This window comes from Paraglaciecola marina, assembly GCF_004360155.1.
Lineage (GTDB): Bacteria > Pseudomonadota > Gammaproteobacteria > Enterobacterales > Alteromonadaceae > Paraglaciecola > Paraglaciecola marina.
On the sequence record NZ_SAIS01000001.1, the window covers coordinates 267676 to 291176 of the forward strand.

Sequence of the window (23501 nt, forward strand, 5' to 3'; positions counted from 1 at the left end):
AAAAAGAAGATAGTCGATATTATAGATTAACAACTGAGTCATTTGGTTAATTTTTAAAGTTGTATGTCGTTATAACAGGCATTAATCTTAACTAAATATTCAGACACGTTTTTACCATTGTTTTTGGAGCATAATGTGGATTTAGCAACCATAATCGGGATTCTTGGCGCCATAGGCTTTGTTGTCATGGCAATGATCCAAGGTGGCGATATTGCCATGTTTATCAATGTACCTTCTATCTTGATTGTATTTTGCGGTAGTTTATTTGTGGTTTTGTCTCAATATACATTAGGGCAGTTCTTTGGCGCGGGCAAGGTTGCCGGTAAAGCCTTTATGTTCAAAATCGACTCCCCTGAATCGCAAATTGAAAAAATAGTGGAAATGGCAGATGCGGCACGTAAAGGCGGGTTTTTAGCATTAGAAGAAGCTGAGATAGACAATCCATTTATGCAAAAAGGTGTAGATATGCTTGTAGATGGCCATGATGTTGATGTGGTTAGAGCTACCTTGGGTAAAGACATCGCTATGAGTGCCGAACGTCATGAGTTTGGTGCCACTATGTTTAAAGGCTTAGGTGATGTTGCCCCAGCTATGGGGATGATTGGAACCTTAGTCGGTTTGGTTGCTATGTTATCTAACATGGATGACCCTAAATCAATTGGCCCAGCAATGGCAGTGGCATTACTTACAACCTTATATGGTGCAATGTTGGCTAACCTTCTTTGTTTGCCTATTTCTGTTAAATTAGGAAATCGCTCGGAAGAAGAGAAATTAAATCAAAGCTTAGTACTCGATGGCATTATAGGCATTGCCGATGGTCAAAACCCTAGGGTGATTGAAGGCATTTTGAAAAATTATTTAGCCGCCAGTAAACGTGGTTCATCAGAAGACGCTGAGTAAAAAATGGAAGATGAATGCCCTAAATGTCCCCCCGAAGGACTACCTGCCTGGATGGGAACCTTTGCTGACTTAATGTCACTCTTGATGTGTTTCTTTGTACTATTGTTATCTTTCTCGGAGATGGATGTACTTAAGTTTAAACAAATAGCAGGGTCAATGAAGTTCGCATTCGGGGTACAGAATAAAATTGAAGTCAAAGATATCCCCAAAGGCACCAGTGTGATTGCCATGGAATTTCGCCCCGGCAGACCTGAACCGACTCCCATTGACACCATTCAGCAACAAACTACTGATATGACTCAAGAAATGTTGGAATTTCAAGATGGTAATGAGGACTCCGCTGGCGGGCGCCAAAAACAAAGGGGCGAACAAAAAGGTGGCGCGGCGCAGCAAACTGCTTCAGAACAAAGCACTTCTAGCCAAGCTGCTAGTGACCAAGAAGTTGCCGAACGTATGCGTAAAGTGGCTCAAAAACTAGAAAAGGAAATTGTTGATGGCGCCATTGAAGTTGAGTCCTTGGGCCAGCAAATTACGATTCGGATCAGAGAAAATGGCTCTTTCTCTGCAGGATCGGCGTTTCTACAACCTCAATTTGTACCAATTTTGCGTAAAATAGGTGTGTTGTTAGCAGATATGCCTGGAGATGTTGAAGTATCAGGTCATAGTGATAGCCAGCAAATTTCAAATGAGCTATATCGTTCCAATTGGGATCTTTCTTCTCAGCGAGCGGTCGCAGTAGCAGAAGAGTTAAGACGTGCTCAAGGATTCGATGAAAGTCGAATGTCTGTAGTAGGTAAAGCAGATACTGCGCCGTTAGCAGGAATTGATGATGCCGAAAGCCGTAGAAATAATCGTCGTGTTGAAATAGCAATTAACCAAGGTAAACCCAAAATATCCGAGCCTATCTCGGTACTAGAATAGTTCCTCTTTTTATCAAACAAATACAAGGATGTATTTTATTCAGCTTGCGTTTTTCATTGCTGCATATTCATGCAAAGTGTTTATTAATCCCTCGTTCTATGTTTGCTCTGTAGCAAGTTTTTTCTAAAAAGTTCAAATTAAATTTAACATTAATTTAACATTTGCTGAGAACTTGTTACGAAACCTTACATCTTAGGCATTAAATCCTTAAATAATTAATGCGTTGGAAAAATTAAGATGAAGTACTTTAAAAAATCAATATTGTTCTCTTCGATGATGATGATTGCCGCTTGCAATAATATCGAATCACAAGATGAAAATACCCTACCTGTTGTAAGTGCAGGGGAAAATCAACGTGCTGATGAGCGTTCAAACGTTGGACTTTCTGGCACAGCTCAGGATGCAGAGGGCTACGTTACCGCTATTTGGACTCAGGTATCCGGTACATCAGTTGATATAGAAGAGGCAGATACGTTGACTCCTCAATTTAGAACGCCGTCAACACAGCAGAATGAGACCCTAGTGTTTCGCCTCACAGTTACTGATGAAGCTGGTGAGTCTGTTTCTGATGATGTGGAAGTGTTAGTTACCGACCGTACCGCATCTTCTCAAGGTATCAATGATAATGCTGGTGAAAGGCGTAATCGTGCGAATGCAAACAGGGATGATGATGGAGATGGGCCTACAGTGGATAACCGAGAGGTCAGAACTTTTGATGGCTCGAATAACAATATTGAAAACCCGCTATGGGGAACGTCCTTTAGCCATCTTCAAAGGTGGGCTGATGTAGCTTACGAAGACGGTATTTCTTCTATGGCTGGGGCGTCACGGCCAAGTGCTAGGCTGGTGTCTAATAATGTTGCCAACCAAGATGCGGGGGGGGTTATTCCTAATACCTTTAATACCACTGATTATTTGTGGCAATGGGGGCAGTTTATCGATCATGATATCGGTGTTACCGATGGTGCCGAAGAGACGGCAGATATTATTGTTCCTAAGGGAGATATATATTTCGACCCGAACAATACAGGTAATGCAACTATTCTGTTTAGCCGTGCTTTATTTGACCATGAAACGGGAACAAGTATCTCTAACCCTAGGGAGCAAGAAAATGAATTAACCGTTTGGCTTGATGGCAGCATGATTTATTGCTCGGACGACATTAGAGCTGCGGCTTTACGTGTTAGTGAAAATAGCCCTTATTTAGCTACAAGCGATGGAAGTCTATTACCCTTTAATACTAGCGGCCAAACCAATGCGAATGCTTTTGGTGTGCCTGCAGATGCCTTATTTTTAGGGGGAGATATCCGTGCCAATGAGCAACTCGGTCTTACCACTATGCACACTTTGTGGGTTCGAGAGCACAATAGAATTGCTGCTATTTTGGAGGAAGAGTCACCCAACTCAACGGGTGAAGAAATCTTTCAAGCTGCTAGAAGGTTAGTGATCGCAAGGATTCAAATTATTACCTATGAAGAATATCTACCAGCATTGCTTGGTGAAAATGCCATACCAGAATACGGAGGGTACGATGCTACAGTGCATCCAGGACTATACAATGAGTTTAGTGTGGCGGCATATCGCTATGGCCATTCGTTATTGAATGAGTTTATTACTCGCCTAGATGCAGACTTAAATGAAATAGATGAAGGGCATGTGCCACTTAGGGGAGCGTTTTTTACTGGTCCTCGAATATTAACAGAAGAAGATAGCCTTGATCCTATTTTACGGGGTTTTGCGTACCAGTTGAGTCAAAAATTAGATACTAAAGTTGTGCCTGATATTCGTAATTTTTTATTTGGAGAACCCGGGGCTGGCGGTCTTGATTTGGTCTCCCTTAACATTCAAAGGGGAAGGGATCATGGAGTGCCTTCTTATAATGATATGCGAGAGGTATTTGGGTTGGAGCGTAAAACTTCATTTTCAGAAATTACATCTGATACTGCGCTGCAGGAGGCGTTAGAAACAACCTATGGCGATGTTGATGAAATAGATCTGTGGGTAGGTGGTTTGGCAGAAGATGCCCTATCAGAAGTAGGCTCTCAAATGGGAGAACTGTTTCGTTTGATGAATATTGTGCAGTTTTCAGCCTTCAGAGACGGGGATCGCTTTTGGTATGAAAATGATTTAACAGAAGATGAGTTAGAGCGAGTAGAAGGAACAACGTTAGCAGACGTTATTCGCGCAAATACTGATATTGGTGACGAAATTCAAGATAACGTTTTTGAATTTCCAAGTTCATAGGGCGCCAATCTTAGTTACTAAGATCAATTCCAATTTTTACTAAGATTTGTATTAATAACAATAAAGTCCCAAGATGGAGCACCTTCGGTGCTCCATTTTTAAGAATGCCTTGGTTATATTAGCTGTTATTGAGTTTGCTAGAGAGAGCTGTAAAGATTGACGAAAGATAAAACGGAAGTGAATGTTGCTTCTCCCTGTATCAGAAATTGCTGTCTAGATAAGCAGGATATGTGTGTGGGGTGTTACAGGCTAATAGATGAAATATTGATTTGGGGCCAAGCAGATGATCACCGAAAAACTCAAATTTTAAAGTTGTGCGAGCAACGAAAAACCCTAAAACCTTAGTATAAACACTAAGCTACTAGTTTGAGCTGTTGTTGGCTCTAGTGCTAATAAGCAATTGATATTACAATGCGCCGCTTTCTTGGCCTCTAACCTACAGTATCTTTATTAATGCAAATTACTTTAGCCCCGATGGAAGGGGTCGTTGACCATCTCATGCGTGATATGCTGACCCAAGTGGGAGGCTTTGATTTATGTGTTACAGAGTTTGTAAGAGTGGTGGAACTGCTTTTGCCTAGAAAGGTGTTTTATCGGCTCTGTCCTGAATTAAGAAATGGTGGCCTTACCCCAAGTGGTGTGCCGGTAAAAGTGCAATTGTTGGGTCAACATCCTAATTGGTTAGCTGAAAATGCCGTGCGGGCAATTGAGCTGGGCTCCCATGGGGTGGATCTTAACTTTGGTTGCCCTGCCAAAACAGTCAATAAAAGTAAAGGTGGGGCAGTGCTGTTAAAAGAGCCTGAAACCCTTTATCAAATCGTTGCTGCGGTGCGCAAAGCTGTTCCGGCAGATCAGGTTGTTACTGCTAAAATGCGCTTAGGATTTGAAGATAGCTCGCTGGCTATTGAGAATGCTCAGGCAATTGCTAGCGCAGGTGCCGACTCTTTAGTAGTACATGCTCGAACTAAAGTGGATGGCTACAAACCACCTGCCTATTGGGATTGGATTGCCAAGATAAAACAACAAGTAGATATTCCTCTTGTCGCCAATGGTGAAATTTGGAAAGGCCTAGATGCTCTAACTTGCCAACAACAGTCAGACTGCGAAAATATTATGTTGGGCCGAGGTGCTTTGGCTATGCCCAATTTGGCGCAAGTAATTAAAAACAAACAAGCCCCAATGGCTTGGGAGCAAGTACGTGAGTTGTTGATTCACTATTCAGGTTATGAAATTTATGGTGATAAAGGCAGGTATTATCCTAACCGCGTAAAACAATGGTTAGGATATTTAAGACGTCAATATACTCAAGCCGATACTTTGTTTATGGAAATCCGCGCTTTGCAACATTCCGAAGATATTTTGAAACATATTAACAGGTAAGTGGTTTTGGCTAGTAAGAATTAGTTAAATTCAGCAAACAAAAAACGAGCCAGGTGACTCGTTTTTTAGTTTGACGGAATGGGTATTAATTAAACTGTAGTATTTATAATGCTACCAACACGTTCGCTACTTTGAGGTGGCGCACTTTCTGTTGATTGTGCAACACTTACGTCGGCACTTTCTTGCTGCTCAGCTCTAACAACTTGCTGTTGTGAGCCCGTTTGTGTGGGGATGTTTTGTGAGATTGATCCTGCCCCTGCTGATCCTACGTCCATTATTTACTCCTCTTATTACCTATCAATACTTTGTAAAACCAGTGTAGTGGTTTGATTGCTTTTCCGCTAGGGGAAGATTAATACTTCTAAGGTTTGTTGCATACCTTTTGCTATTATCACCTGAGCTTCTGCAGTAGGATGAATACCATCTCTTTGCATCAAGTTTTCGTTTAATGCGATCTCTTCTAAGAAAAATGGCAAGAGTGGAATATCGTTTTCACTCGCCAATTGAGTATAGCTACTTGTAAATGACTCAGTGTAACGGCGCCCATAGTTGGTTGGTATTTGCATTTGTTGTAGAAAAACTTTACTGCCGCTTTTTTGGCTTAAATCAATAATACTTTGTAAGTTATCACGCATTTTATGGATAGGGTGCCCTTGTAATCCATCGTTTCCACCCAATTCAATAAATACGTGTGTTGGCTGGTGGGTATTTAGTAAACGAGGCAGTCTTGCTAGCGCTCCGTCTGTGGTTTCGCCGCTAATGGCAGCGTTTATAATAGTAATAGGTTTGTTTTGCCACGCATCTTGTAACAAACTAACCCAACCTTGTTCTTGCTTTAGCCCATAGGCTGCACTTAGGCTATCTCCAAGAATGAGTAACTTGGATTCTTTCGCCATTAACTGATCCGAAATCAGTAGTAAGGGTATAAGGATCACTAATGTATAAATTTTATTTCGCAACGAATTGGTATTAAGAAAAGCCACTATGACTCCTAAAGTAATGATTAAGACAAATAAAATAAGTAAAACAGTTAATACGTCTCAGGGTGAATTACAGATCCTCAAGCCTATTAGTTTCGAAGTCAAGGCCGGTGAGTCAGTTGCCATTGTCGGTGCGTCGGGCTCCGGTAAGTCTACGCTGTTAAGTTTATTAGCAGGGTTAGATGAGGTAAGTGAAGGCCAAATTGCACTTGATGGTGAAGCAATGGAAGTGATGGACGAAGAGCAGCGTGCGCAACTTAGGGGCGCAAAAGTTGGCTTTATTTTCCAAAGCTTTATGTTAGTTCAAAGCTTAACAGCCATTGAAAATATTATGTTACCTGCTGAGATAGCTGGTCATTCTGATGCCAGAAAAAGAGCAGAAAAAATTCTTACATTAGTGGGGTTAGAACACCGTGCCACTCATTATCCAAACCAATTATCTGGAGGCGAGCAGCAACGTGTTGCCATTGCAAGAGCCTTTATCAGCGAACCAAAAATATTATTTGCAGATGAACCTACGGGAAACTTAGATGCGGCCAATAGTGAAAAAATAGAAAAGCTTTTATTTGAGCTTAACCAAAACTCTAACACCACACTTGTATTAGTGACTCATGACCAAGGGTTGGCTGACCAATGCCAACGCCAACTGCATATGCAAGCGGGTGAATTAACCGAAGTGTTTTCTGAGTCAGACACTGAAAAGGTGGGTTAATGAATAACCAAGCATTTAGTTTAGCCTGGCGTTTATTTCGTCATGAAACCAAGCGCGGTGAGTTAACTATTATACTCTTGGCAATTATATTGTCGGTGGCTTCTGTTTTATCCCTTTCACTATTTAGTGAGCGCTTAGAAACTGCACTGACAGAAAAAAGTGCTGAGTTCATAGCTGCAGATAGAGTATTGGAGTCTGACAAACCTATAGATTTAGGTTGGATCGAAAAAGCCAAAGAAATGGGTTTAAACACGGCACATCAAACCTATGCCCGTTCTATGGTGTTTGCAAATGAGCAAATGGACTTAGTTTCTTTACGTGCAGCAGATACAGGTTACCCTTTGAAAGGCACGGTTAAAACCGCAGACGAGCCCTTTGTAGCGGGGAAAGCGACCAATAGCTTGCCAAATGAAAGCGAAGCTTGGATTGAGTCGCAATTATTTCAAACCTTAGGGATTAACCTAGGTGATTCTATTGAAGTGGGTGATCAAGTTTTTACCGTGACTAAGGTTTTAACTGAAGTGCCGGATGCGGGATTTAGCGTATTTGGGGGAGATCCTAAAGTACTAATTAGAAAAGCTGACTTAGCGGCAACTAATGTTGAAGGCCCAGGTAGTCGTATTGATTACAGTTACTTTTTTACTGGTGATAGGGATGATTTAGAAAATTATTATGATTGGTTAGAGCCGCAATTAGATAGAGAGATACACGATTGGGATTCTATCGAAGATGATGAGTCGGCGATTGGCCGCTCCGTTGGTAGAGCAGGGCAGTACTTTCTTCTAGCTAGCTTGTTAGCCATAGTATTAGCTGCGGTGTCAATTGCCGTTGCGGCGCAGCGATACAGCCAAAGGCATTACGACCCTGTTGCGATAATGAAAACCTTAGGGGCACCTAAGTCTATGGTTCAGCAAATTTATCTGCTGCAAATAGTCTTTATTACGACCTTAGGAATATTAATAGGTGTCGCCTTAGGTTATGCCATTCAGCAAGTTGTGGTGATGGCTGTCGCTGATAGAGTCGATGTATCCATAGATGCGTGGCATTGGAAACCGTTAATTATTGCTATTTTTACAGGCTCGATTTGCGCTATTTTGTTCTCTTTATATCCTTTGTTGAAGTTGTTCTCAGTATCGCCTTTGCGTGTATTACGCCGAGATTTAGGGGCAAGTTTAAGTTCTCGTATGTTGCAATTTCTGGCCTCTGGCGGTGCTATATTTTTGTTGATGTGGGCTTACAGTCAAAACCTTAAAATTAGTGCCATTTTATTCGTTTCTGGTATCACTTTAGTAACCACTTTAATGTTCGTTACCTTTGGGCTAATTAGAGTGGGTCGGAAGTTTGCTCAAGGCAAAATGGGACCTTGGCAGTTGGCTTGGGCCAGAATTAGTCGACGTGCCATGGATAATAGTGTGCAGCTAATTAGTTTTGCGGTAACCATAATGTTGCTGCTGGTGGTACTAGTGATGCGCAATGATATGGTGCAGCAATGGCAAAATCAGCTACCTGAAGGTACGCCTAATTATTTCTTAGTTAATATTAGTCATAGTCAACAACCCAATCTACAAGCTCATTTCTTAAAGCAGGACGTAAATATTGAGAAGTTTTACCCTGTAGTAAGGGGGCGTTTTGTTGCTGTTAATGATGAAAAAGTGAGAACGGCTGTATCAAAGGAAGATCCTGATGAAAGGGATAGTGGGCGTAATGGCTTAGGACGAGAAGCCAACCTAACCTGGAGCACAGAGTTACAAAAAGGTACTGAAATCATTGCGGGTACTTGGTTTGAAGAAGGGCTGACACTTACTGAAGCAGAGCGACCCTATGAAGTGTCTATTGAGAAAGGTATTGCTGAACGCTTGAGACTTAACTTGGGTGATATGCTGACTTTTAATATTGGTAGTGAAATTGTTAACTTAAAAGTCACTAGTATCAGAGATGTAAACTGGCAATCTATGCAACCCAATTTTTTCTTTGTGCTAGAGCCTAGAGCATTACAGAATTACATCCCTACTTATATCTCTAGCTTCAATCTACCGAGTGATAGAAAGTCAGATATAACCTCGTTAATGAAACCTTTTGCTAACGTTACTTTGATTGATGTTGATGCAAGAATTAATCAGTTGCGTAATATTGTGGATCAGGTGTCTGTGGCCGTAGAGTTTATTTTGGTGTTAGTTCTTGCTGCTGGGGCGTTAGTGTTAATTGCTCAGGTACAAGCGAGTATGGATGAGCGACAAGAAGAGCTGGCTATTTTACGTACCCTAGGAGCTAAAGGTTGGTTAATACGCTCCAGTGTGGTCTATGAATTTGTAATTATAGGTGTGGTGGCAGGGGCAATGGCTGCTGCATCAAATGAATTTAGTTTGTATTTATTACAAACCCAGGTGTTTCAAATGCCTGCAGGAATGCATTGGAAATACTGGGGAATTGCACCGGTTGCTGGGGCTCTTGTTGTAGGCTGTCTAGGAGCAATTGGTTGCTGGCGTCTGTTATCCTTGAATACTAGTCATTTGTTACGGAAAATGGTTTAACCCCTGCTTTTAAAGCAGGGCTTTATTTAGGGCTCTGCTTTAGGTGGCTTCCGTAGGCAATCGAACACCCCCGATAACTCTGGATACACAAATTTATATCCACTATCTAAGAGCCGAGTTGGAACAACTCTTTGACCATAAAGGATTAGGTCGGCCATTTCTCCCATCAGAATTCTTAACACAAACTCAGGGACTCTGAACAAGCAAGGGCGGTTTAACGACTCTGCAAGTTTTTGACTAAATTCTTTATTGGTGACTGGATTGGGGGCTGTAAAGTTGTATACCCCCCGACAGCCCTTGTTTTCGATTAGGTGTAAAATACCTTGTAGCATATCCTCTAGATGGATCCATGACATATATTGTGAACCGCTGGAAATTGGGCCTCCTAGCCCTAATTTAAAAGGTAATAACATCTTTGGTAATGCCCCGCCTCGTTTACTGAGAACTATCCCTGTTCTTAATATACACACTCTGGTTTTATCTGATTCGGCTTGCTTCGCTAAAAACTCCCAACGCTCACATAATTTATGACTAAATTCATCATTTGCTACAGTATAATCTTCACCGATAGTTCGATCATTTTGATTACCGTAATAACCAACAGCAGAGCCACTAATGAGTATATTAGGTGGATTGTCGCTAGCTTTGATTAAGTTGACTACTTTTTCGGTAAGGTCCCAGCGACTTTGTTCAATAACACGCTTTTGTTCAGCGGTCCATTTCTTGGCAACAATAGGCTCACCGGCTAGATTGATGACCACGTCATAATCGTTTAAATTTTTTAGGTGGGATAGGGTCGATAAAAAATGAATTTTGTGACCTAATATTTGTTCAGCTTTAGCCACATTACGGGTATAAACTGCTATGTCACTAGGTCTCAAAATTGGCACTAAATTAGAGCCAATTAACCCAGAACCGCCTGTCATTAATATCTTCATTTAAGTTTCATGGGAGCGTCTCCACCTCAATTTTTATTGCATGATAAACATAGGGATACTGAATCAGAAAAGCGTAAAGCATGGGGTTTATCAACTTCTACTTCAGCATAGTTCACCCAAGCATGTTCTGCAGCAATTGCTAACACATCCGCAGTTAATTTTTCGAGTAGAGAAAAGCGGTTGTTTTCAACTAGGTTGATAATACGCTTGGTAATGACTTTATAATTGAGGGCATCATCCATTTTATCTGAGTCGGTCGCTTGGTCAGCGTTATAGTGGATTTTAATGTTAATTACTACATCTTGCATATTAGCAATTTCGTCGTCGTTAATACCAATATATGTACGTAGTCGTAGGTTTTTAATTCTTATTATTGCTGGGTTTAACTTCATTGTTTTCCTACTATTTATTTTCTTTTAGTTCTTAACTACAAAATACCACATAGATCTGCTAGTTTGCTCTCAAGGTATTCATCTAGACTCATTTTATGCAAATCAATTCACAAAGACCCGTTAAAATATTATTAGTATTAGCTAGCATAGTTGTTATTTTAGCCGGCATTAAAGCTGCTAGTACGATTGTTGTACCATTCTTATTATCTGTTTTTATCGCTATGGCTTGTAGCCCAATAATTACCTGGGCTAATCAATATAAATTACCCAGAGCGCTTGCTGTCGTCATAGTTATACTCTTAATTGTTGTTTTTGGATTAGTTCTAGCTGGTTTGGTTGGGCAGTCTATGAATGAGTTTAGTCAAAATGTGCCTAAATACCGAGAACAATTAGTTCAGGAGTTTGGCTGGATCATCGGCCAGCTAGATAGAGTTAACATTTCTATCAATAAAGACGCGCTAATTTCTTATCTAGACCCCGGGGCTGCAATGAACATGGCAACTAACCTGTTGTCGAGTTTAGGTGGTGTACTAACCAATTTTTTACTTATCTTGCTGATAGTTGTGTTTATGCTTTTTGAAGCTGAGTCTTTCCCAAAAAAAATTCATATTGCTTTGTCAGATCCTGATATGAAAATGCAGCAAATAGATAAGTTTTTAGTATCGGTAAAGAACTACTTAGCCATTAAAACGCTTGTGAGTTTAGGTACTGGCTTAGTTATTGGTTTGTGGTTGTATTTCTTGGGAGTTGATCACTTTTTGTTGTGGGCTGTCTTAGCTTTCTTATTAAATTATGTGCCTAATATTGGTTCTATTATCGCGGCGATTCCTGCTGTACTCTTGGCGTTAGTTCAGTTGGGGCCAACTACGGCTGGTTTAACAGCAGTTGGTTTTTTAGTCACTAATATGGTGATGGGAAATGCAGTTGAGCCAAAATATATGGGCCGAGGCTTAGGCCTTTCTACCTTAGTCGTGTTTTTATCTTTGATATTCTGGGGCTGGTTGTTAGGAACAGTTGGTATGTTGTTGTCGGTACCATTAACTATGATCGTAAAAATAGCTTTAGAGTCGAACCCTGACACCCATTGGTTTGCATTATTATTAGCCAGTGAAGAAGTTACCCCTGAAGCCGATGAACAATAGGGAAGAGTTATTCTGAAGGGGAACGTCAGTCAGCTGTAATTGGCGAGTCGAATACTGACACCGCCAATGGCTAACTCAATTAATGCCTTATGTTTTATTACTAAACATGGTTTTCATTTGATTGGCAAAGGCTACAAACTTCTCCTTGATGGTTCGTCTAATCTTTATATCCAAGCCTCCAAATAAGACTATGCCTTCAATGGTAATAATTGGAGCCTGACGTGATGCAATTGATGGCGCTTTGTTGTCTACACCACCAAAAATGCAAAAGGCTTTAGATATCACGTTAACGTTTTCGGGTACATAAATCGTATCGCCTCCAAACAGACAGACTACTTTGATAGTGACATGTTGGGTGCTAAATATGGCGTCTGTAAAATCAATGTCCGAACCTCCAAATACTGTCAATACTCTGATTTCACTGGGCACCGCCCATTGGCCACTACGATTCGAACCTCCAAAGACGTTAACAATAGTATTTGTATCTTCGTTATTGCTAGCTGCATAATTTATATTGAATTGGCGTTCTTTTTGCGATTCGAACTCTGGGTCGGTGTTCAACTCTAAATCAGCAACTAGGTCAGCGATTTCTTGATGGTTGTGACTGGCCATGGCTGCATCTAATCTGCGTTCAAAAGCTTCGCTCGAAATCACACCATGGCTGTAATTATAAATAAGCCTATCTATGGTTTCTTCCCGAATACTTTCAATAGGCCTGTCTTCTAATTTTACCGCCATGATCATTCCTTATATTTTAGATTATTAAATACACCTTAACAGCAGATATTGTGCCAAACAAAAAAGGTAATAAAATCAGTTTGTTATTGAAAATGGGAAATAATTAAGTTGATAAATCAATCATTTTTTAGTGAGTTTCACACTTTAATGGGGAAGATAAATATTAGTTTGGCGCCACCTAATTTACCTTTATCTATCTCAAGTCGACCTTGATAGGCAGCGACTAGATCCGCGACCACAGCCATGCCTATACCTTGTCCTTCTTTGTAGCTATCTAAACGAGTACCTCTTTCTAATAATTTTTCTCGTTTATTTTGAGGTATACCTGGGCCATCATCTTCAACTTCAAAGGTTAATACATTTTTACTCGAAAAAGCAGATAACTTGACTTGGCTCTTGGCTGCTTTGCAGGCATTGTCTAGCACATTGCCAAGTATCTCCATTAAATCTGTCACATCGCCATGAAAGCCAATCTCCTCTGGCTGAATGATTTGGGTTAATAAAAGCTGTTTATCAGCATAGACCTTGGTCATAGCATTAAATAGTTTATCTACCACAGGTTTGATTGGAGTGGCTTGCTCAAATGAGCTGGAGCTGCCAGCCACTGCACGTTTTAACTGCCTTTGTATTTGTAGGTTGATTTGATTAATAGGCTCATTAGCTTGCTGTGGAAGTCCTTGTGTCCCTGATAAAACCGCCAATGGGGTTTTAAGGCTATGGGCTAAATCACTTAAACTATTTTTGTATCGGCTACGTTGCTGTTGTTCAGTGTCTAATAAGTTGTTAATACTACTTTTTAATTTTTCTAATTCAGGGGGGTAAGTTTGGTCAATTCGCTTTAATTGCCCACTCTCTGCCTGGCGTATTTGTTTGTTTAAGCGGCTGATGGGGAGTAAGGCTGCATTTAAACTTACTAACAATAATATAAGTAAAAGCAGGGCTATAAGTCCAAGCCAGTTCCATAATGTGGTCGCAAACTTTTCTTTTTCTACGTTAAAGGTTTGCTTATCTTGTAGAATATAAAAGCTTATGGGTTGGTATCCCTGAGAGGTTTCAAATTCTGCGGTATAGGCGTATAAGAAATAATTTCTCTGCATTGTAAAGTCTTCAATAAAAGACTCTGCGCCGATTTGAGGGGAAGAAAACTTCGGTTCTAGTTGCCAGTTTAGGGTCGATAAAGACTGCCAAAGAATGTCGCTTTTAAACTGAATAAAAGCATATAAGCCAGAGCCTGGGATATTGAATTCATCGTTGTATAGTTGCTCAGGCATGACTGCGTGACTACCACTGTCATCCATCTCAAATTCTGAAATCAGTGTTAAACTTTGTACCCTAAGTTGTTCCAGCATAGATTGGCTTAAGCTGCTATTAAATGCTTTTTCAAGGGTTACTGCGGTTAAAGGAATAAAGATTAACAACGCCAAAAGTGCGGCAGCAAAACTCCTTAGTCTTAAAGAAAGGCTACGCATTAAAATGGCAGGTGTTAAAGTTCACGGCTTACTCTGTAACCTCTCCCCCTGAGGGTTTCAATTGGGTTGACACTGCCGTCTGGGTCAATTTTTTTGCGAAGTCTACCTACAAAAACTTCAATGACATTACTATCAAGGTCAAAGTCTTGATCGTAAATATGTTCAGTGAGTTCTGTTTTCGAAATTATTTTTTGGGGGTTTAATAAAAGGTATTCGAGAACTTTGAATTCGTATGCCGTTAGCTCAACATACTCACCATTTACCGTGACTTCTTCGCTAAGAGTATCTAAGGTAATCGGTCCTTTTTCTATAATTGGGTGGGCTTTACCAGCTGCGCGGCGAATCAAGGCATTGATACGGGCCAATAGTTCTTCATCATGAAAAGGTTTAGTCAGATAGTCGTCGGCACCAGCATCTAGGCCTTCGACTTTTTCTTGCCACCTATCTCTAGCTGTTAGGATTAAAATAGGGCAAGATACGTCATTTTTTCGGGCATTTTGAATAACCTCAAAGCCATCTACCACGGGTAATCCTATGTCAATTATCGCTAAGTCATAGGAGTGTTCTTGCAGTAAAAACAATGCTTTAGCGCCATCATCTGCTAAGTCGACGCTATAGCCATTATTTCGCAATAATACATCTAGTTGAGTAAGTAAACGACTATCATCTTCAACAATTAAAATTCGCATGTTTGTGTTGATATCCCTAATTATTGACTTTTTTCTTACTAGTTTTTCCGGATTTTTTATTGATATCTACAGAAACAACTCGGCCTGATTTTTGGAGTACTTTGACTCGGTATTTATTTTTACTTTGAGCTACCTTAAGGACACGCCCACTGACGCGCTTCTGCGCTTTTTGCGCAGCCTCTGCCTTACTTTTTGCTGAGTCATCGCCAGCAAAAGCTGGTTGGCCACTTGATATGAAAAGGGCAAAACAACTCGCTAGCAAAATAGAGCAGGTTTTTAACTTCAAAATTTCACACTCGAACAATGTAAATAAAATTAGTTTACCTTAATCACGAATCGACGTAAAAGCTATTACTATTGTCGAGACATGATTAAGGTAAAGTGGGCTTGTAATTTATGTTAGTCGCCATAGGGAGTAATTACTAACGATGACGCTTGTTATGTGTAACCTTTTTATAGACCTTAGTATGGTGATTATCGGTCACTTTATCTATCTGATGTCCTAAGGCGCTACCAATAATTGCGCCTGCAATGGTGCCTAAAACCTTATTTTGATGGGTACTAGTGTTATGTCCAATCAGGCCTACTACGACACCACCTATGATTACTCCTGTATTTGGCTTTCTATGAGACACCTTTATCGTTTTAGCTTGAACATATTTCGGTTGCTTCACTACTTGATATTTATGAGCAGATACGGTTTTAACAACCTTAACTGTGTGGTTCTTAGCTTGGGCTAAAGGCGAAAGGGCCAACAATAATAAAGTACTCGTTAATAAAGTTTTCATGTCGTTACTCCGTTTTGAAAGTGATGACAATATTAATATCGCGGGCCTGAATTTTAGCTGAATTGATTTTGAACCTTAGCTATTTATTACTTAATTCTGTGTATAAAGCCTTAGCTGCGTCCTCATTTGGGAAGTTTTGCTTTTTGCTAAAAAGTGCTTCTAGTTCTGATTTTGCTTCATCTACTAAACCTAATTTATCTAAGCTGACTGCAATGTAATAGTGTAATACTAAATTTTGCTGATCCCGAAAATAGGCTCTCCTGAGTAACTCTAAACCTTCTCTTGGTTGGTTTTGTTGGGTAAGTAACCAACCATAAATAGTTAAGGCGTTAGGGTTTTTATTATCTAATTTATAGGATCTTAAAGCATACTCCATGCTTTTTTGTAGATCTGTTTCCATGTATATGTTTGCTAGCCTATTTAAAATCCCTTGAGGCTCTTTTAAGTCAGGGTGTTGTAATAACCGTTCATACTGTGACGCTGCTAATTCATAGCTTTCTTGATAGTAGTAATACTGAGCTAGTAAGTTACGAGGGAAAAAACGATTTGGGTACTTATCGACAATTTGATCTATTTTATTCTTAAACGGTGCAGCATCTATTCCATTTAGTGTCAACGCGTAGAGTTTTGCTAACGCCAATTCATAGTTTTCGTCCAGCTCAATACTTCTTAAATAGTGTTTATTCGCTTTGATTAAATCACCTTGCTGTTCAGCTAACCTACCTTGTAAAAAGAATACTTGAGCTTGCAGTGGATATTTTTCTGATAGATTTGAGAGGTGCTCTGCCGCGGTAACTGTTTGATTTTCATTAAGTAAAAATTCAGCCAATTGTAGTGCTAATCGCAAACTATTAGGCTGTAATATTTGCGCTTTAATGAGGGACTGCGTTGCAGCGTCTACATCGCCCGCTAGTAATTGTAATTTATGCAATGCAATCATGAGTGCGGCATCATTGTTTCCAAGCCGTTGCAGTTCTTGCATGGTGCGTCGGCTATTTACTTTGTCATTTTGCGCTATATATATCTGTGCTTTTTGAATCACATATTTGGGGTTTTCTTGATCACCGCTACTTAGTCGGCTTAGTTGCAGTAACGCACTTCTATATTCTTGTTGTGAGACATATATAGAGGTAAGGCCTTCAAGTGCTGCAACATTTGATTTGTCATTCAAAAGGACTTTTCGATAATTTTGAAGTGCATCATTTATTTGATTTTGTTTCACTTGCATTTCAGCAAGTAATAATAGTGCTGCAGGATAATTAGGCTTTTCAACTAATATATAGGTTATTAATTTTTTTGCTTTATCTAACTGACCTAGTAAGTACCAAGTTGATGCTAGGTTATAGCGTGCCGAAGTAAACTCAGGACTAATGGATAGGGCTTTATTAAAGTAGTCTTGAGACCCTTGAATTTGATTGAGTTTTATTAAAATAGCACCTTTTATATTTAAGGAAACAGGGTCTTTTGGATTCAAAGCTAATAATTGGGTAATACTGGTATCAGCGTTGTCAAAAAGTCCAGCTTGTAAATTTAAGATGCTATGCACTAGCAGCACTGCTTGATTATTTGGAGCTTTCGCTAATAACTTTTCAAGACTCTGTAATCCTTGTTGTGTCTTACCTCTCGCTATTAGTAACTTTGTTTGTAATAACTGCACCTGAATATTATCTGCGTAGTTCTTAGAGAGTGTTTCTATTAATGACAATGCTTTAAAATTTTTGTCATTATTGATATACAAATCCCCTAACATGATTAACGTGTCAGGTAGAGCATCAAACATGCTGACATTTTCTTCCAATAACTCCATTGCTTTTTTTTCTTTATTTATTGCAATGTAGCTTTTAGCTAAGTAAATGATTGGAGATAAATCGTTTTTATCAAATTGTCTTAATGCAGTGAAATCACGAATAGCAAACTCATAATTTTTTTGCCTAAACTCAATTAACGCCCTTAGAAATAACAGAGACTGATCTTCTACAACTAACTCGTTTGGATAGTTTTTTATTTTTGCTGATAATTCGTTAAACTTTTTTTCAGCAGCAGGGGCTAGATCTGTTCCTTGTTGTAACCAACTGTTTACTAAAATAGCAAACGGATCATTGGGGTCAGCAGTTAATATAGTATTGACGGTTTTCTTAGCTGCTTCTTGGTTGCTTGATGCAAGATAAACGTCTGCAAGGTGTCTCAATATGTAAGGGTCATTTGAGTTTAGTTCAAAAGCTTTTTCTAAGTAGGTAAGGGCATCTGTCAGGTTGTGCTGTTGCCTAGATACTAAGCCTTTTAATTGCCATGTAATAGCGTTACTTGGATCTATGTTACCAGCTTGAGACAAGTACTCTTGTGCCTCTGAATAATTTTTTAAGGTTAAAGCAATATTGGCTAAACCATTAAGTTGTTCCGTCTTATCTTTAGAAATACTTCCTAAATTTTTATAACTCGTAGCGGCACATTCATAATTTTTTGCCTGCATACAAGCGTTTGCTCTTAGTCGTAACCAGTCTTTTAATTGCGTATCTGGAAATGAATTAAAGCCAGAATAGTCGATAACTTGCTGATATTTTTTTAACTTTATTAAGGTGAGGCCCCAAGAGGTTGCAAATAAACTAACGTCTGCACCTTGGTTTATCGCTTCTGAAAACTCTACCTCTGCAGTTCGGTATTGACCTTGTTTAGTCAACAATTGCCCCATTAATACTTTAGATGGAAGGTTTTCAGGACTTTCATGGAGTGCATTTTTAAGGTGAATCATTGATTCATCAAAACGCTCAGCTTTGTATGCTGATAAAGCATTTTCATAGTGTAACTGAGAGTCGGCTAGTACTAGGGGAGAAACCAATAAACAGAATGCTAATGTCCATCTTCGTTTCCAAATATGAGGAAGAGTACCTCTCAATATCTCGTGCATTTAATTGACCTTTAAAAATGAAAAAAGACGGATAAATCCATCTTTTTAATCATATCAGCTTAGTCAATCTAACTGAAATCAAACATTACTTTTTGAACTTACGACGGGTAATAAATAAGATTCCTAACCCTATAAGTGCAAGACCAGCTGGAGCTGGAACTTCAGTAGAAGGTGTTGTACTGGTGTCTGGTGTATAAGCAAACAAAGAGTTATGAAGTTCAACATTACCACTATATGACTTGGCCGCTAATGCCCCTTCTAAATGCCCTGTTGAGCTTGATACATCTGCATAGGGAGCGAGTATAGAGCCAACCCAGCCATCACTTTGGAAACTAATAGAGGTGGCAGTATTAAAATTCCATAAAACTAAAGAGGCTAGTGAATCACCTTGAAGGCCAGCTCCTTTATTACCAATTTTAGTCGTAATTACTATATCTCCTCCACCTATTACATTAATTACCACTGGAACGTCGGGTAATTGTGCAAGGTCAAGTTCTCCACCATTACTTAAGTCACTAGCATTGATGTTAATAACATTTAAGCCAGAAGTTTCATTTGCTGTGATTAACTTGTTGTTTTGATCAGAGCCATCAAAGCTGCCATTTGTTTCTAAACCTGCAAAATAATTACTATCACTTATGACTTGGTCATAGATGCTATTAAATTCAGATGCGAGTGTAGCTTGCGAAACGTTAGTCGCACTGCCACCACCATTGAGGTTAAAGCCATTAGATGCGGAGCCCCCATAAACAGCATTATGTCCGTTTTGAATGGTTAATTTAGGACTAATATTGCCGACTACGGTTACGGCGTCAACATTTGGTTCAGAAGATAAGGCGGCTCCAAAAACAATCGTATTTCCATTTACATCCCCGCCAACAAATGCACTGCCTTCAACTTCAGCGTTTGTTTGTAGGTCATTTTGAAGAATTAAATTGTACGAACCTACATGAGCTTGGGTGTTTACAGTTGCATTGGCTTGACTAGAAAATAAACCTAGAAAAGTTAACGCGGTAAATAGAATTTTAAACTTCATAAAATATACCTTGAGAAATCGATAACAACATTTTCCTTGATTAAGCATTAATTGTGCCATGTATGTAAGTTGTTGTTTTATAATTTCTTTTAATTGTTTGTTTGTTCTTTTTATATTTTGGTGTAAAAATATTTGACAAATCAATACAAGTTAACAGACTAAATATTGTACTTTTGTTAAATTATTAGACAAGAGTGGTTGAGGTTGAAGTTTTATCTGCTGGTATTAATTTTGATACAAGAGTTGGCGTATTCTTAATAATCTACTTTACGCCTAAGGGCTTTAGTCTTTCCAGATTTTACTTTACTGTCGACTCGTTTTCTTTGAGAACTACGAGTGGGTTTGGTGGCTCGGCGGGCTTTTTGCAATTTACCTGCTTCTATTAATATTTCGGTTAATCTATCTAATGCATCCTGTTTGTTCATTTCTTGGGTGCGATGACTCTGCGCTTTGATGATTAAAATACCATCTTGGGTAATACGTTTGTCTTTAACAGATAAAAGCTTTTGCTTTACGTATTCAGGAATAGGCGCCTGTTTGATATTAAATCTTAAGTGAATCGCACTAGATACTTTATTAACATTTTGCCCCCCTGCACCCTGCGCCCGCATGGCGCTTAAATCGATAGCAGTTGATAAATGCTCTAGGTTAGGAATGTACACAGTTAGGATCCTGGAAAGGCAAGCATTTCACCTAAGCCTAAAGTGAATAACCATAAGCCGTAAGCTGAGTGCTCTAGGCTGGTTAATAATAAAGAACGGCTTTTTTGATAAGTTAATGCGAAAAACACCCCACCAATAAATGTCAGTAAAAATACCAGCCCATTTAAGAATATTAAATGAGCAAAACAAAATAATGATGCATTAAAAACGATTAATAGGCGCTGATTTAAAATCAAGCCACCGTAGCGTTTGTAAAAGAATACCCTATATAAAAATTCTTGTGGGTAAACTGAACACACAGCATAAAAAATACAGATCCCAAACCATAGGAAAGGGTTGCCAGTTACCACAGAAAATAAAGACTCAGGCATAGTTATGGTGACTAAAATTAATGAAACGATGACGAATATTAAAAAACGTAACCAAATCATCAAGGAGCCTGAGTAATGGCCAAAGTGCAATAAATGTTGCCCCTTTAATAACCCCATATTTTTACTTTGATAGATACAGTAAAAAATGCCACTGAGTACTAAGCAGAGTTTTAACCAAGTGGATATTGGTAATAATAATGAAGCTGGTAAACAAACAAATAACCAGCCTAACTCTAACCATAAAAAAGTATTAGAGGCGCAATTGTTGTTAGCCATTGCTACTGTATCTTTCAAGAGAGCTCAGATCCCCTTAGGGTAAAACTACTTTATAAGGCTTAACTACGACTTTTTCATAGACACCAGCTAGGGCATAAGGGTCAGTGTCAGCCCATGCTTTAGCTTCTTCTAAACTTGGGAAGTCGACTATAACTACTGATCCTGTAAAACCAGCTTCGCCGGGATCGTCGCTATCTATTGCTGGACATGGACCAGCCACAAGGACTCTTCCCTGGTCTGCTAATACTTGAATACGCTCTAGGTGGGCAGCTCGTGTTTTTTTACGTAGAGGTAGACTGTTTTCTACGTCTTCAGAATATATGACGTACCACATAATATTTCCTTAGTGTAAGCCCTTGAAGGTTTTATATCCTTAAGGGCGAGATTGATTATTTACTTGTTGCAGCTTTCATATTTGAAACAAAGGTTTTGAGCTTTTCTAACATCACTTCAGGTTGCCCTAAGTTTTCTGCAATAATATTTACCGTTGCTGAGCCAGAAATTGCACCTGCTGCGCCAGATTTTATGGCATCTGCTACTTGCTCTGGTGTTGAAATACCAAACCCAAGTAATGGGGGGGCAACCTTGTACTGGGCTAGCTTATTGATGAGGTCACTGGCAGGTATACTCACCGCGGTTTCAGCGCCTGTCACCCCAGCTCGTCCTAGTAAATAGGTGTAACCTTGTGACTTTTTACCAATTTCAGCTAGGGTTTCATCGCTGGCATTAGGCGGTGCAATTAATATTTGTTTAATACCAGTTTGCTCTGCAACGGCAATAAAACGGTCAGCTTCTCGTAGCGGTACATCGGCAATTAAAATGGAGTCAACACCCGCATCAGCAGCATCTTGATAGAACTTCTCGATGCCACGCTTGAGTACTAGGTTACTGTATAAAAGCAAACCAATTGGGATCTCTTTATCGGCTTCTCGCACTTTTTTAATCACCTCAAAACATTCTGTGGTTTTGATTTTGTGACTCAAGGCACGGATAGCTGCATTTTGAATGGTTGGGCCATCTGCAATGGGATCTGAGTAGGGGAAACCTAGCTCTAAGGCGTCTGCTCCACCTTCGATTAAGGCGTTGATAATATCGACTGAGGTATCTGCATCAGGATCACCTACCATTACGAAAGGAACAAAGGCACCTTGCTTATCTTGGTCTAACTTTTTAAACATATTGCTGTAGCGATCGATTGTATTAGTCATTATCTGCTCCTCCCGTAAAAGCATCGCCCAAGATACTGTGAACATGGGCTAAATCTTTGTCGCCTCTTCCTGATAAGTTGACCACAATTATGGTGTCGTCTTCTGCTTCATCAGCCATATTCAAACCATGTGCTAGAGCATGGGATGACTCAAGTGCTGGGATTATCCCTTCTTTACGTGACAATATTTGAAACGCAATTAAGGCCTCTTCGTCTGTTACCGACACATATTCAGCACGGCCAATATCAGACAAGTAAGCGTGTTGTGGCCCTACAGCTGGGTAGTCTAAGCCAGCAGATACAGAGTAAGACTCTTCTATTTGGCCGTCTTCATCTTGCATTATGTAGCTGTAAGCACCGTGTAAAATACCGGTAGTACCTTTCCCAAGTGCCGCGCCGTGCTCTTTGGTATGCACACCTTTACCAGCAGGCTCTACGCCAACTAGTCTTACGCTTGGTTCGTCGATAAAGTCAGCGAACATGCCAATGGCATTTGAACCACCGCCGACACAAGCGACAACTGCATCTGGCAAGCGACCTTCTTTCTCTAAAATTTGCGCACGGGTTTCTTCACCAATCATGCGATGAAACTCTCTTACTATGGTCGGGAATGGGTGAGGGCCCGCTGCCGTACCTAATAGGTAGTGTGCTTTGTCATAACTTGCAGACCAGTCACGCATCGCTTCGTTTACAGCATCTTTAAGAGTGCCAGAACCCGCAGTGACGGGAATAACTTCAGCGCCCATTAATCGCATTCTAAATACGTTCGGGGCTTGACGCTCAACATCTTTAGCACCCATATAAATACGGGCTTTTAAGCCCATTAAAGCACAGGCTAATGCCGTAGCTACACCATGTTGTCCCGCACCAGTTTCGGCAATAACTTCAGTTTTACCCATGCGTTTGGTAAGTAATGCTTGGCCTAAAACCTGATTGGTTTTGTGGGCTCCACCATGTAATAAGTCTTCACGTTTGAGGTAAAGTTTTACTTTAGGGTTGCTGACTAAATTACGGGTTAAGGTCATGGCTGTTGGGCGGCCAGCGTAATCTTTTAATAGGCCCATAAACTCAGCCTGAAACTCAGGATCTTTTTGAGCGTCAATAAAAGCTTGTTCAAGCTGGTCTAATGCAGGAATAAGTAACTCGGGCACATACATGCCTCCGTATTCCCCAAATTTACTATCTAAATGATTCATCTATTACTCACTTTAAATTTTGTA

At 39.9% G+C, this 23501-nt stretch carries 24 protein-coding genes; 8 read left to right on the plus strand and 16 right to left on the minus strand.

Going from position 1 to position 23501, the window contains the following annotated elements; all coding sequences use genetic code 11:
- Positions 1-135 precede the first annotated feature (135 nt).
- The 5 genes from pomA to dusC all read left to right on the plus strand — a co-directional run bounded on the left by pomA (position 136) and on the right by dusC (position 5445).
- The gene (gene pomA, locus EOK74_RS07315) at positions 136-900 is read left to right on the plus strand and encodes a flagellar motor protein PomA (RefSeq protein WP_133469331.1); all 765 of its coding nucleotides are present in this window, start codon (positions 136-138) and stop codon (positions 898-900) included.
- A 3-nt stretch (positions 901-903) separates the two neighbouring features.
- The gene (locus tag EOK74_RS07320) at positions 904-1821 is read left to right on the plus strand and encodes a flagellar motor protein MotB (protein ID WP_133469332.1); all 918 of its coding nucleotides are present in this window, start codon (positions 904-906) and stop codon (positions 1819-1821) included.
- Positions 1822-2058: 237 nt separating this feature from the next.
- Entirely contained in the window at positions 2059-4065 is a 2007-nt protein-coding gene (locus EOK74_RS07325; protein ID WP_133469333.1) for a peroxidase family protein, read from the plus strand.
- Positions 4066-4242: 177 nt separating this feature from the next.
- A complete protein-coding gene (locus EOK74_RS07330; protein ID WP_133469715.1) occupies positions 4243-4410 on the plus strand; it encodes a DUF1289 domain-containing protein in 168 nt (55 codons plus the stop codon).
- Positions 4411-4518: 108 nt separating this feature from the next.
- Positions 4519-5445: a tRNA dihydrouridine(16) synthase DusC gene (gene dusC / locus EOK74_RS07335; protein ID WP_133469334.1), complete on the plus strand. Its 927-nt coding sequence runs from the start codon at positions 4519-4521 to the stop codon at positions 5443-5445.
- 89 nt (positions 5446-5534) lie between these two features.
- Here dusC and EOK74_RS07340 read toward each other — a convergent pair whose 3' ends face one another.
- Both EOK74_RS07340 and EOK74_RS07345 read right to left on the minus strand, forming a co-directional pair.
- Positions 5535-5720, minus strand: coding sequence for a hypothetical protein (locus tag EOK74_RS07340; RefSeq protein WP_133469335.1), 186 nt, complete (start codon positions 5718-5720; stop codon positions 5535-5537).
- A 66-nt stretch (positions 5721-5786) separates the two neighbouring features.
- On the minus strand, positions 5787-6341 hold the full coding sequence (locus EOK74_RS07345; RefSeq protein ID WP_205964544.1) for an arylesterase: 555 nt from the start codon (positions 6339-6341) through the stop codon (positions 5787-5789).
- Between the two features lie 88 nt (positions 6342-6429).
- Between EOK74_RS07345 and EOK74_RS07350 the strand changes: the two genes are divergently transcribed.
- Entirely contained in the window at positions 6430-7137 is a 708-nt protein-coding gene (locus EOK74_RS07350) for an ABC transporter ATP-binding protein (RefSeq protein ID WP_133469337.1), read from the plus strand.
- The gene (locus tag EOK74_RS07355) at positions 7137-9668 is read left to right on the plus strand and encodes an ABC transporter permease (RefSeq protein WP_133469338.1); all 2532 of its coding nucleotides are present in this window, start codon (positions 7137-7139) and stop codon (positions 9666-9668) included. The genes EOK74_RS07350 and EOK74_RS07355 overlap by 1 nt, the downstream gene beginning before the upstream one ends.
- Positions 9669-9694: 26 nt before the next feature.
- Here EOK74_RS07355 and EOK74_RS07360 read toward each other — a convergent pair whose 3' ends face one another.
- Both EOK74_RS07360 and folX read right to left on the minus strand, forming a co-directional pair.
- A complete protein-coding gene (locus EOK74_RS07360; protein ID WP_133469339.1) occupies positions 9695-10606 on the minus strand; it encodes a TIGR01777 family oxidoreductase in 912 nt (303 codons plus the stop codon).
- 26 nt (positions 10607-10632) lie between these two features.
- Positions 10633-10998 (minus strand): dihydroneopterin triphosphate 2'-epimerase, encoded by a 366-nt coding sequence (folX, locus tag EOK74_RS07365; protein WP_133469340.1) that lies wholly within the window; start codon positions 10996-10998, stop codon positions 10633-10635.
- Positions 10999-11093: 95 nt separating this feature from the next.
- On the opposite strand from folX, the gene EOK74_RS07370 reads away from it, so the two are divergent.
- The gene (locus EOK74_RS07370; RefSeq protein ID WP_133469341.1) at positions 11094-12140 is read left to right on the plus strand and encodes an AI-2E family transporter; all 1047 of its coding nucleotides are present in this window, start codon (positions 11094-11096) and stop codon (positions 12138-12140) included.
- Positions 12141-12227: 87 nt separating this feature from the next.
- Here the strand turns inward: EOK74_RS07370 and EOK74_RS07375 are convergent, their stop codons facing one another.
- From EOK74_RS07375 to trpB, 12 genes are all read right to left on the minus strand, one after another.
- On the minus strand, positions 12228-12878 hold the full coding sequence (locus EOK74_RS07375) for a DUF1707 SHOCT-like domain-containing protein (RefSeq protein ID WP_133469342.1): 651 nt from the start codon (positions 12876-12878) through the stop codon (positions 12228-12230).
- A gap of 137 nt (positions 12879-13015) precedes the next feature.
- Positions 13016-14347 (minus strand): ATP-binding protein, encoded by a 1332-nt coding sequence (locus EOK74_RS07380; protein WP_133469343.1) that lies wholly within the window; start codon positions 14345-14347, stop codon positions 13016-13018.
- A gap of 14 nt (positions 14348-14361) precedes the next feature.
- On the minus strand, positions 14362-15036 hold the full coding sequence (locus EOK74_RS07385; protein WP_133469344.1) for a response regulator transcription factor: 675 nt from the start codon (positions 15034-15036) through the stop codon (positions 14362-14364).
- A gap of 16 nt (positions 15037-15052) precedes the next feature.
- Entirely contained in the window at positions 15053-15322 is a 270-nt protein-coding gene (locus EOK74_RS07390; RefSeq protein ID WP_133469345.1) for a PepSY domain-containing protein, read from the minus strand.
- 136 nt (positions 15323-15458) lie between these two features.
- Positions 15459-15824 (minus strand): glycine zipper 2TM domain-containing protein, encoded by a 366-nt coding sequence (locus EOK74_RS07395; RefSeq protein WP_133469346.1) that lies wholly within the window; start codon positions 15822-15824, stop codon positions 15459-15461.
- Between the two features lie 79 nt (positions 15825-15903).
- Complete coding sequence (gene prsT, locus EOK74_RS07400) at positions 15904-18729, minus strand: XrtA/PEP-CTERM system TPR-repeat protein PrsT (RefSeq protein ID WP_133469347.1); 2826 nt, start codon at positions 18727-18729, stop codon at positions 15904-15906.
- Positions 18730-18814: 85 nt separating this feature from the next.
- Positions 18815-19765 (minus strand): choice-of-anchor A family protein, encoded by a 951-nt coding sequence (locus EOK74_RS07405; protein ID WP_166638729.1) that lies wholly within the window; start codon positions 19763-19765, stop codon positions 18815-18817.
- Between the two features lie 254 nt (positions 19766-20019).
- Positions 20020-20427: an alternative ribosome rescue aminoacyl-tRNA hydrolase ArfB gene (arfB, locus tag EOK74_RS07410; RefSeq protein WP_275404676.1), complete on the minus strand. Its 408-nt coding sequence runs from the start codon at positions 20425-20427 to the stop codon at positions 20020-20022.
- A 2-nt stretch (positions 20428-20429) separates the two neighbouring features.
- Positions 20430-21092: a CPBP family glutamic-type intramembrane protease gene (locus EOK74_RS07415; RefSeq protein WP_133469348.1), complete on the minus strand. Its 663-nt coding sequence runs from the start codon at positions 21090-21092 to the stop codon at positions 20430-20432.
- 16 nt (positions 21093-21108) lie between these two features.
- Entirely contained in the window at positions 21109-21408 is a 300-nt protein-coding gene (locus EOK74_RS07420) for a YciI family protein (RefSeq protein WP_133469349.1), read from the minus strand.
- A 55-nt stretch (positions 21409-21463) separates the two neighbouring features.
- Positions 21464-22282, minus strand: a complete 819-nt coding sequence (gene trpA, locus EOK74_RS07425; RefSeq protein ID WP_133469350.1) for a tryptophan synthase subunit alpha — start codon at positions 22280-22282, stop codon at positions 21464-21466.
- Positions 22275-23477 (minus strand): tryptophan synthase subunit beta, encoded by a 1203-nt coding sequence (gene trpB / locus EOK74_RS07430; protein WP_133469351.1) that lies wholly within the window; start codon positions 23475-23477, stop codon positions 22275-22277. The genes trpA and trpB overlap by 8 nt, the downstream gene beginning before the upstream one ends.
- Positions 23478-23501: the final 24 nt, after the last annotated feature.

What these genes read in the sequence shown, in the direction of transcription:
- trpB (WP_133469351.1), bottom strand. Translation starts at nt 23,477, where the DNA reads ATGAATCATTTAGATAGTAAATTTGGGGAATACGGAGGCATGTATGTG.
- EOK74_RS07405 (WP_166638729.1), bottom strand. Translation starts at nt 19,765, where the DNA reads ATGAAGTTTAAAATTCTATTTACCGCGTTAACTTTTCTAGGTTTATTT.
- EOK74_RS07350 (WP_133469337.1), top strand. Translation starts at nt 6,430, where the DNA reads ATGACTCCTAAAGTAATGATTAAGACAAATAAAATAAGTAAAACAGTT.
- EOK74_RS07360 (WP_133469339.1), bottom strand. Translation starts at nt 10,606, where the DNA reads ATGAAGATATTAATGACAGGCGGTTCTGGGTTAATTGGCTCTAATTTA.
- EOK74_RS07340 (WP_133469335.1), bottom strand. Translation starts at nt 5,720, where the DNA reads ATGGACGTAGGATCAGCAGGGGCAGGATCAATCTCACAAAACATCCCC.
- EOK74_RS07370 (WP_133469341.1), top strand. Translation starts at nt 11,094, where the DNA reads ATGCAAATCAATTCACAAAGACCCGTTAAAATATTATTAGTATTAGCT.
- EOK74_RS07345 (WP_205964544.1), bottom strand. Translation starts at nt 6,341, where the DNA reads ATGGCGAAAGAATCCAAGTTACTCATTCTTGGAGATAGCCTAAGTGCA.
- EOK74_RS07380 (WP_133469343.1), bottom strand. Translation starts at nt 14,347, where the DNA reads ATGCGTAGCCTTTCTTTAAGACTAAGGAGTTTTGCTGCCGCACTTTTG.
- EOK74_RS07325 (WP_133469333.1), top strand. Translation starts at nt 2,059, where the DNA reads ATGAAGTACTTTAAAAAATCAATATTGTTCTCTTCGATGATGATGATT.
- EOK74_RS07385 (WP_133469344.1), bottom strand. Translation starts at nt 15,036, where the DNA reads ATGCGAATTTTAATTGTTGAAGATGATAGTCGTTTACTTACTCAACTA.
- EOK74_RS07320 (WP_133469332.1), top strand. Translation starts at nt 904, where the DNA reads ATGGAAGATGAATGCCCTAAATGTCCCCCCGAAGGACTACCTGCCTGG.
- EOK74_RS07420 (WP_133469349.1), bottom strand. Translation starts at nt 21,408, where the DNA reads ATGTGGTACGTCATATATTCTGAAGACGTAGAAAACAGTCTACCTCTA.
- EOK74_RS07395 (WP_133469346.1), bottom strand. Translation starts at nt 15,824, where the DNA reads ATGAAAACTTTATTAACGAGTACTTTATTATTGTTGGCCCTTTCGCCT.
- dusC (WP_133469334.1), top strand. Translation starts at nt 4,519, where the DNA reads ATGCAAATTACTTTAGCCCCGATGGAAGGGGTCGTTGACCATCTCATG.
- folX (WP_133469340.1), bottom strand. Translation starts at nt 10,998, where the DNA reads ATGAAGTTAAACCCAGCAATAATAAGAATTAAAAACCTACGACTACGT.
- trpA (WP_133469350.1), bottom strand. Translation starts at nt 22,282, where the DNA reads ATGACTAATACAATCGATCGCTACAGCAATATGTTTAAAAAGTTAGAC.
- EOK74_RS07375 (WP_133469342.1), bottom strand. Translation starts at nt 12,878, where the DNA reads ATGGCGGTAAAATTAGAAGACAGGCCTATTGAAAGTATTCGGGAAGAA.
- prsT (WP_133469347.1), bottom strand. Translation starts at nt 18,729, where the DNA reads ATGCACGAGATATTGAGAGGTACTCTTCCTCATATTTGGAAACGAAGA.
- EOK74_RS07355 (WP_133469338.1), top strand. Translation starts at nt 7,137, where the DNA reads ATGAATAACCAAGCATTTAGTTTAGCCTGGCGTTTATTTCGTCATGAA.